This is a genomic window from Ectopseudomonas composti (assembly GCF_001567565.1).
Lineage (GTDB): Bacteria > Pseudomonadota > Gammaproteobacteria > Pseudomonadales > Pseudomonadaceae > Aquipseudomonas > Aquipseudomonas composti_A.
On the sequence record NZ_LSSW01000007.1, the window covers coordinates 25,608 to 33,615 of the forward strand.

General features: G+C 64.5%; 7 protein-coding genes. 6 read left to right on the forward strand and 1 reads right to left on the reverse strand.

Annotated elements, in window-relative coordinates; genetic code table 11:
- Positions 1-135: 135 nt before the first annotated feature.
- Complete coding sequence (gene ccoG, locus PCLY_RS01795; protein WP_061237538.1) at positions 136-1,548, reverse strand: cytochrome c oxidase accessory protein CcoG; 1,413 nt, start codon at positions 1,546-1,548, stop codon at positions 136-138.
- A gap of 342 nt (positions 1,549-1,890) precedes the next feature.
- Here ccoG and PCLY_RS01800 point away from each other — a divergent pair, with 342 nt between their 5' ends.
- The 6 genes from PCLY_RS01800 (at position 1,891) to PCLY_RS01825 (ending at position 7,686) form a co-directional block, all read left to right on the forward strand.
- A complete protein-coding gene (locus tag PCLY_RS01800; protein ID WP_061237539.1) occupies positions 1,891-3,558 on the forward strand; it encodes a nitrite/sulfite reductase in 1,668 nt (555 codons plus the stop codon).
- On the forward strand, positions 3,555-4,076 hold the full coding sequence (locus PCLY_RS01805; protein WP_061237540.1) for a DUF934 domain-containing protein: 522 nt from the start codon (positions 3,555-3,557) through the stop codon (positions 4,074-4,076). The genes PCLY_RS01800 and PCLY_RS01805 overlap by 4 nt, the downstream gene beginning before the upstream one ends.
- On the forward strand, positions 4,073-4,426 hold the full coding sequence (locus PCLY_RS01810; RefSeq protein ID WP_061237541.1) for a CidA/LrgA family protein: 354 nt from the start codon (positions 4,073-4,075) through the stop codon (positions 4,424-4,426). Before PCLY_RS01805 ends, PCLY_RS01810 begins: the two co-directional genes overlap by 4 nt.
- A complete protein-coding gene (locus PCLY_RS01815; protein WP_061237542.1) occupies positions 4,423-5,106 on the forward strand; it encodes an LrgB family protein in 684 nt (227 codons plus the stop codon). Before PCLY_RS01810 ends, PCLY_RS01815 begins: the two co-directional genes overlap by 4 nt.
- 297 nt (positions 5,107-5,403) lie before the next feature.
- On the forward strand, positions 5,404-7,011 hold the full coding sequence (locus tag PCLY_RS01820) for a malate:quinone oxidoreductase (protein WP_061237543.1): 1,608 nt from the start codon (positions 5,404-5,406) through the stop codon (positions 7,009-7,011).
- A gap of 132 nt (positions 7,012-7,143) precedes the next feature.
- Positions 7,144-7,686 (forward strand): hypothetical protein, encoded by a 543-nt coding sequence (locus PCLY_RS01825; protein ID WP_061237544.1) that lies wholly within the window; start codon positions 7,144-7,146, stop codon positions 7,684-7,686.
- Positions 7,687-8,008 lie beyond the last annotated feature (322 nt).

The window sequence follows — 8,008 nt, forward strand, 5'->3', positions numbered from 1 at the left end:
GGAGAGGGGATTGATCGTGTCCACCTTTCGTTAAGTGAACAGCACGGTTTACCGCGCCTCAACGCAGCAACCGTAGCCCGGATGAAATCCGGGGAGCGGCTTCAATCGCCCTGGATTGTTTCCGGGCTACGAGTCTCACCGCAGCGGCGCGAGGAAGGTGCTCCTGGTGCTGACGCGACTGTCCGCATCGGCCTGGTCACGCACCTCGAAACGCAGGGTCTGCGGGCCGGCGGCGTTATGCGAGGCGGTCAGGGCGACGCTTACCGGCAGGTCGCGAATTTCCCCCGGAGCCAGGTTCAGCGTGCGCGGGCCGTGCAGTTCGAAGTCACCGGGCTCGACCAGCGCGATGGTGTAGCTGCGCGGCTGCTGGGTCTTGTTGATGATCTTCAGGCTGTAGATGTTCTCGATCTGGCCCACGGCGTTCTCGCGGAACAGGCCACGGTCACGGGTCACGTCCAGGGAGATCAGCGGGCGCTCGGCCAGGGCCCAGACGAAGGCACCGATCATCACCGCCAGCATCGCCGCATAGCCGATCAGGCGCGGGCGCAGCCAGTGGGTCTTACCGCCAGCCAGCTCGTGTTCGGAGCTGTAGCGCACCAGGCCACGGTCATAGCCGAGCTTGTCCATGATGCTGTCGCAAGCGTCGACGCAGGCGCCGCAGCCGATGCATTCCAGTTGCAGGCCGTCGCGGATGTCGATGCCGGTGGGGCAGACCTGCACGCAGACCGTGCAGTCGATGCAGTCGCCCAGGCCCTCGGCCTTGTAGTCGGCATCCTTGCGCCTCGGGCCACGGGTCTCGCCACGGGCGGCGTCGTAGGAGATGACCAGCGTATCGCTGTCGAACATCACGCTCTGGAAGCGCGAGTAGGGGCACATGTCGCGGCACACTTTCTCGCGCAGCCAGCCGGCGTTGATGTAGGTGGCGGCGGTGAACGACAGCACCCAGAACGCGGTGGTCGCGCCCATCTCCAGGGTCAGCAGGTCGCTGGCCAGCTGGCGCACCGGGGTGAAATAGCCGATGAAGGCCATCGCCGTGATCAGACTCACCGCCAGCCACAGGCCGTGCTTGGCGCTGCGCCGCAGCAGCTTGTTCAGCGACCAGGGCGCGGCATCGAGCTTGATGCGTTGGCCACGATCTCCCTCGGTGATCTGCTCTACGCGCATGAACACCCAGGTCCACACGCTCTGTGGGCAGGCGTAGCCGCACCAGACGCGGCCAGCCAGCACGGTGATGAAGAACAGGCCGAAGGCGGCGATGATCAGAATCGCCGAGAGCAGGATGAAATCCTGCGGCCAGAAGGTGGCGCCGAAGATGTGGAATTGGCGGTTGTCCAGGTCCCAGAGCACGGCCTGGCGACCATTCCAGTCGATCCAGGCGGTGCCGAAGAACAGCAGGAACAGCAGGCCGGCACCGAGCAGACGCAGGTTGCGAAAGCGTCCGGTGAAACTGCGCGTGTGAATCGGGCCGCCGGCCTGGGCCGGTGTCAGGCGAATGGGTTTGGCGGGGTCGATGGTCTCGACGCTGCGCACGGGGATCAGATCAGTCATGGCGTTGCCCTCATCAGGCGTTTATTCAGGCTGGCGCCATGATCCGAGGGCAACTGATCGCAAAACAGACTCAGGTTTTCGATAAAAAAGCGGATCAGATTAGCCGGAAGGGCATCAGGAAAAGCTGCGGGCAGCGCTGCAGGGCTCGCAGTGTCTGGTGTCGAGGACTATCCATCCGAGCAGCACAGTGATCGCCCTGCGACATCGCGCCGCGCCAATCAGCGCCGGATGGCGAGCACTGCCTGGTTGATCTGATCCGGTTTTTTAGAGCTTTTCTGGCGCTGTTTTCGGTGCACGCCTGGCAGGCATAGTCGACGCCCCGTGATCAGGAGGCCTGTCGGCATGTACCAATACGACGATTATGACCGCGCGCTGGTGCGCGAGCGCGTCGCCCAGTTCCGCGACCAGGTACAGCGGCGCCTGGCCGATGAACTGAGCGAAGAAGAGTTTCTGCCGCTGCGCCTGCAGAACGGCCTGTACCTGCAAAAACATGCCTACATGCTGCGTGTGGCCATCCCCTACGGCACTCTGTCGGCCGGGCAGATGCGTGCGCTGGCGCATATTGCCCGCGAGTACGACCGCGGTTACGGGCACTTCACCACGCGGCAGAACATCCAGTTCAACTGGGTCGAACTGGAGCGCGTGCCGGACATCCTCGACTGGCTGGCCGAGCACGACATGCATGCCATCCAGACCTCGGGCAACTGCGTGCGCAACATCACCACCGAAGCCTTTGCCGGCGTCGCCGCCGACGAATACCTCGACCCACGGCCGCTGGCCGAGATCCTGCGCCAGTGGTCGACGGTCAACCCGGAGTTCCTCTTCCTGCCGCGCAAGTTCAAGATCGCCCTGTGCGCTGCCGAGCAGGATCGCGCGGCGGTGCAGGTACACGATATCGGCCTGCAACTGTACCGCGACGAGTCTGGCGAGCTGCGCCTGCGCGTACTGGTCGGCGGCGGCCTGGGGCGCACGCCGATCATCGCCCAGACCCTGCGCGAGGGATTGCACTGGCAGGACTGCCTGTCCTACGTCGAGGCCATCCTGCGCGTGTACAACCGCCATGGCCGGCGCGACAACAAGTACAAGGCGCGCATCAAGATCCTGGTCAAGGCGTTGGGCATCGAGGCCTTTGCCGCCGAGGTGGAACGCGAGTGGCAGCCGATCAAGGACGGCCCGGCGCAACTGACCGAGGACGAATACCAGCGCGTCGCCGCGTCCTTCAGGCGGCCGGCCTACGCCGAGCTGGCGCAGACCGATCTGGATTTCGGCAGCCAGCTTTCACGTGACGATGGCTTCGCCCGCTGGGTCGCGCGCAACGTCATGGCGCATCAGGTGCCGGGCTACGTCAGCGTGGTGCTGTCGACCAAACCCGGCATCAGCGCACCGCCCGGCGACGTCACCGCCGAGCAGATGGAGGCGCTGGCCGACTGGAGCGAGCGCTATGGGTTCGGCGAGATTCGCGTCGCCCACGAACAGAACCTGGTGCTACCCGATGTGCGCAAAAGCGATCTCCGTGCGCTGTGGCGGGAGGCCCAGGCGGCTGGGCTGGGCACGGCCAATGCCGGCCTGCTCACCGACATCATCGCCTGCCCGGGTGGCGACTTCTGCGCCCTGGCCAACGCCAAGTCGATCCCCATCGCCCAGGCCATCCAGCAGCGTTTCGACGACCTCGACTACCTGCACGACCTGGGCGAGCTGAGCCTGAACATTTCGGGCTGCATGAACGCCTGCGGTCATCACCATATCGGCAACATCGGCATTCTCGGCGTCGACAAGAACGGCAGCGAGTGGTACCAGCTCACCCTCGGCGGCAGCCAGGGCCAGCAGGCGGCGCTGGGCAAGGTGATCGGCCCGTCCTTCGCCGCCGAGCAGGTGCCCGAGGTGATCGAGCGCATCGTGCGCACCTATGTCGACTATCGCGAGCTGGGCGAAGGTTTTCTCGACACCTTCCAGCGTATTGGCCTGGAGCCGTTCAAAGAGCGCGTCTACAGCCGCGAGGAGGTGGCATGAACAACCTGATTCGCCTGATCGAAGGTCAGGCCTGCATCGTCGACGACGACCCCTGGCAGCTGCACCCTGCTGACGGCGATGCGCTGCTGATCCTGCCGCTGGCCGCCTGGCAAGAACGGCAGTCTGCCGAGGTGCTGCAGGGCAGGGCGGTGAGCGCCGACGGCCTGCTGCTGCAGGTCGATGACGAACCCGAAGCGCTGCAGCCGTTGCTCGCCGTTCTGCCGCTGATCGCCATCGACTTCCCCAGCTTTCGCGATGGCCGTGGCTACAGCCAGGCCTACCTGCTGCGCACTCGCCTGGGCTGGCGCGGCGAGTTGCGCGCCGTCGGCGATGTGCTGCGCGACCAGCTGGCGCACATGCGTCAGTGCGGCTTCGATGCCTTCGCCGTGCGTGCCGACAAATCGCTGGAGGATGCGATCAAGGGCCTGCAAGGGCTCAGTGTGTTGTATGGTCGCTCGGTTATCGAGCCGCGTCCGTTGTTTCGTCGAGGGCGCCACAAGGAGGAATCGAGATCATGATGGTGCGTGGCCTGTTCTGGCTGGTATTGCTGCAGTTGTTCGGCGTGGCCCTCAACCATTGGCTGTTGCCGATGCTGCCGGCTTCGATCATTGGCCTGCTGCTGCTTTCGGTCTGGCTGATGTGGCGTGGCGCCGTGCCTGAGCCGCTGCAACAGGCTGCCGGTGGCTTGCTGCCGTATTTGCCGTTGCTGCTCGCGGTGCCAGCGTCGGGGATCATGACCAGCAGCGACCTGTTGCTTGGCGAACTGCCGGTAATCGTCACGGCGCTGGTGCTGTCGTTGCTGGTGACCGTGCCGTTCTGCGGCTGGCTGCTGCAAACGCTGATCCGCCGTCAGGAGCGCAAGCAATGACGCTGCTGACGCACCACCCGCTGTTCGCCATCGCCCTGACGCTGGCCGCCTTTCTGATCGCCTCCTGGCTCTACCGCCGTAGTGGCTGGCTGGTGCTGCAGCCCGTGCTGGTCTCGGTGACGCTGATCGTCGCTACCTTGCTGCTGTGCGGGGTCGATTACGCCAGCTACCGCGCTGGCGCCGAGCCGGTCGCCTGGCTGCTCGGGCCTGCCACCGTGGCCCTGGCGGTGCCGTTGCAGCACAACATCAAGCGCATCCGCCAACTGTTCTGGCCGGTGATGATCACCCTCAGCGCTGGCGGTGTGCTGTCGGTGACGCTGACCCTGAGCATCGGCTGGGTGATGGGCGCCGACTGGAGCGTGGTGATGAGCCTGGCGCCGAAATTCGTGACCATGCCGATTGCCATGCCGGTGGCCGAGCAGATTGGCGGTGTGGCCTCGCTGGCGGCAGTGATGGTCATGCTCACCGGGGTGATTGGCACGGCCATGGGGCCGCTGCTGCTGCGCTGGGCGGGCGTCGATCACCCGGCTGCCCGTGGCCTGAGCTACGGCATCAACGCCCATGCCATCGGCACCGCACATGCTTTGCAGGAAGGTGAGGAGTGCGGCGCCTTCGCCGCCCTGGCGATGAGCCTGCTGGGGATCGGCACGGCCCTGTTGTTGCCACTGCTGCTGGCCTGAATCGGGCGGAATCCCGCCACCTGAAAGTCCTCAGCTGCCGGGTGGTGGCGACATCTCGCCACCACCTGAGCAGTTCGACGCCGTTGGGCGCCAGTAAACACTACTGAATCCTTTCAGCGGCACGCATATTGCTCCTGCCGGCAACGCGATTGGAATACGCCCGCCAAGAGGCCTGGAACCCCCTTCCTGTCGCCACGCTGCAGATCTGCGGCTATCGCCCATGTGCGGCCCAAACGGCCGCTACCCGAAACCTTGCCTGCACGGCCGTTGTCGTCGTGCGACGAACTGGACTGTCCCATGAAAAGAATCCTGCTGACGCTGCTTTGTCTCAGCGTGATCGGTTGCTCCAAGACCCGCGAGCCCGAGAAAACCGTCGACGTGCTGCTGATCGGCGCTGGCGTGATGAGCGCCACCCTCGGCACCTACCTCCACGAGCTGCAGCCGGACTGGAGCATCGAAATCTACGAGCGCCTCGACCGCGTTGCCGGCGAGAGCTCCAACGGCTGGAACAATGCCGGCACCGGCCACTCGGCTTTCTGCGAGCTGAACTACACGCCGGAAACCGCCGACGGTGGCATCGATATCAGCAAGGCCATCGCGATCAACGAGTCGTTCGAGATCTCCAAGCAGTTCTGGGCCACCCAGGTCGAGCGCCAAGTGTTGAGCAAGCCCAAGAGCTTCATCAACATCACCCCGCACATGAGCTTCGTCTGGGGCGACGACAACGTCGAATACCTGCGCAAGCGCCACGCTGCGATGCAGCACAGCAACCTGTTCCGCGGTATGGAGTTCACCGAGGATCACGCGCAGATCGCCCAGTGGGTGCCACTGGTCATGCAAGGTCGTGACCCGCAGCAGAAGGTCGCGGCGACGCGCATGGCCATCGGTACCGACGTCAACTTCGGCGAGATCACCCGTCAGCTGGTCGACTCGCTGATCGGCAAGGAGCAGGCCAGCCTGCATCTGGAGCACGAAGTCCGCGACCTGCAGCGCAACGCTGACGGCACCTGGCGGGTGACCGTGGCCGACCTGGCCAAGGACGGTGCCGAGCAGAGCATCAACGCGCGCTTCGTCTTCATCGGCGCCGGTGGTGGCGCGCTCAAGCTGCTGCAGAAGTCCGGCATCGAAGAAGCCGAGGGCTATGCCGGCTTCCCGGTCGGTGGCCAGTTCCTGATGACGAGCAACCCGGATATCGTTGCCCAGCACCTGGCCAAGGTCTATGGCAAGGCCTCGGTCGGTTCGCCGCCCATGTCCGTACCGCACCTGGACACCCGCGTGATCGACGGTGAGAACGTGCTGCTGTTCGGCCCGTTCGCCACCTTCTCCACCAAGTTCCTCAAGAACGGCTCGCTGCTCGACATGTTCAGCAGCATGACCACCGACAACTTCATGCCGATGGTCAACGCCGGCTTGGACAACTGGTCGCTGAGCACCTACCTGATGGGCCAGCTGATGCTGAGCCAGGAAGACCGCATGGCCTCGCTGCGCGAATACTTCCCGGACGCGCAGGACGCCGACTGGTCGCTAATCACCGCCGGTCAGCGCGTGCAGATCATCAAGAAGGATGCCGAGAAGGGTGGTGTGCTGCAGTTCGGTACCGAGGTGGTGACCTCTGCCGACGGTAGCCTCAGCGCGCTGCTGGGCGCCTCGCCGGGTGCTTCCACTGCCGCGCCGATCATGCTGCACCTGATCGAGAAGGTGTTCGCCGACAAGGTCGCCACCCCCGAGTGGCAAGCGCGCCTGAAGGACATCATCCCATCCTACGGGCAGAAGCTCAACGACGACCTGGCGCTGACCAACCGCATTCGCCAATGGAGCAGCGAGCGCCTCGAGCTACAGCACATCGAGGTAGCGCCGGACGTGGAAATGGCCGCCGAGCCCGAGCCGGCTGCCGTGACGCTGTAAGGCGTTTCGCGCGGTAAAAGAAACCCGCCCTGCGTGATGCGCAGGGCGGGTTTTCTTTTGCTGTCTGGGCAGTTTAAGGTGTCCGGCATCGGGCTGAAAGAGCCTGCCAATTCAAGGATGGAGGAATCGAAAATGGACAAACCCGCAATCGTCACCGAGGCCTGGCGCGCCCTTGAACCGGTCGAGCTGAAGGACTTCGCGGTATTCGCCGGGGCTGCCGAGGCCGAGCGTTACGACGCCTACCAGAAGAAGCTGGGCTTCCTCTTGCCCGATGAGTTTCGCCAGCTCTGTCTCTCCGACCTTGGCGGTTTCTATATCACCGCCCGCGATGAAATATGGCCGCAGGCCAGGGAGTTCGACGTGGGCCCGGCCTGGACGTTCTGGCGTGGCGTGATGGTCTTCGGTCTCGGTGCCGAGGTGCCCGAATGGCTGAGCCTCGAGGCCAAGCTCGAGGCGGTGCGCGAGCAGGACATCGAGGGTTTCGCGCCGATTCTCAAGGTCGAAGGCTCGCCCTGCCTGTACGGTTACCGCCCGGATCACTCGCTGGCGGTGTTCGATGGCTATGAGCTCGAAACGGACGAGGCGGGTAGCTTCATCGAGCTGTTCCGGCGCGAGATCGAGGCGCTGCTTACGCGGGTGGAGGACATGAAGGCACGGCTCGCCACTCGCGGCTGAGCCCCTCTTACTCCGTCAGCGTCATCAGCGAGTAGCCCGGATGAAATCCGGGGACTGTTCGCATCGATGGCCAGACTGATCGCGGCTGAAGCCGCTCCTACGAGATGCGCGCAGCCGTTGTAGGAGCGGCTTCAGCCGCGATGTTTTTTGTCCGCCACGGATGCATCCAAGTGCCGTAGCCCGGGTGCAATCCGGGGCGATAGTTGCACGTATGCCAAAGCTGTCGCGGCTAAAGCCCCTCCCACAGTTCCACGCGTACTTGTGGGAGGGGCTTTAGCCGCGACTGGGTAGGGCGCACTTTCCCGGATTACACCCGGGCTAC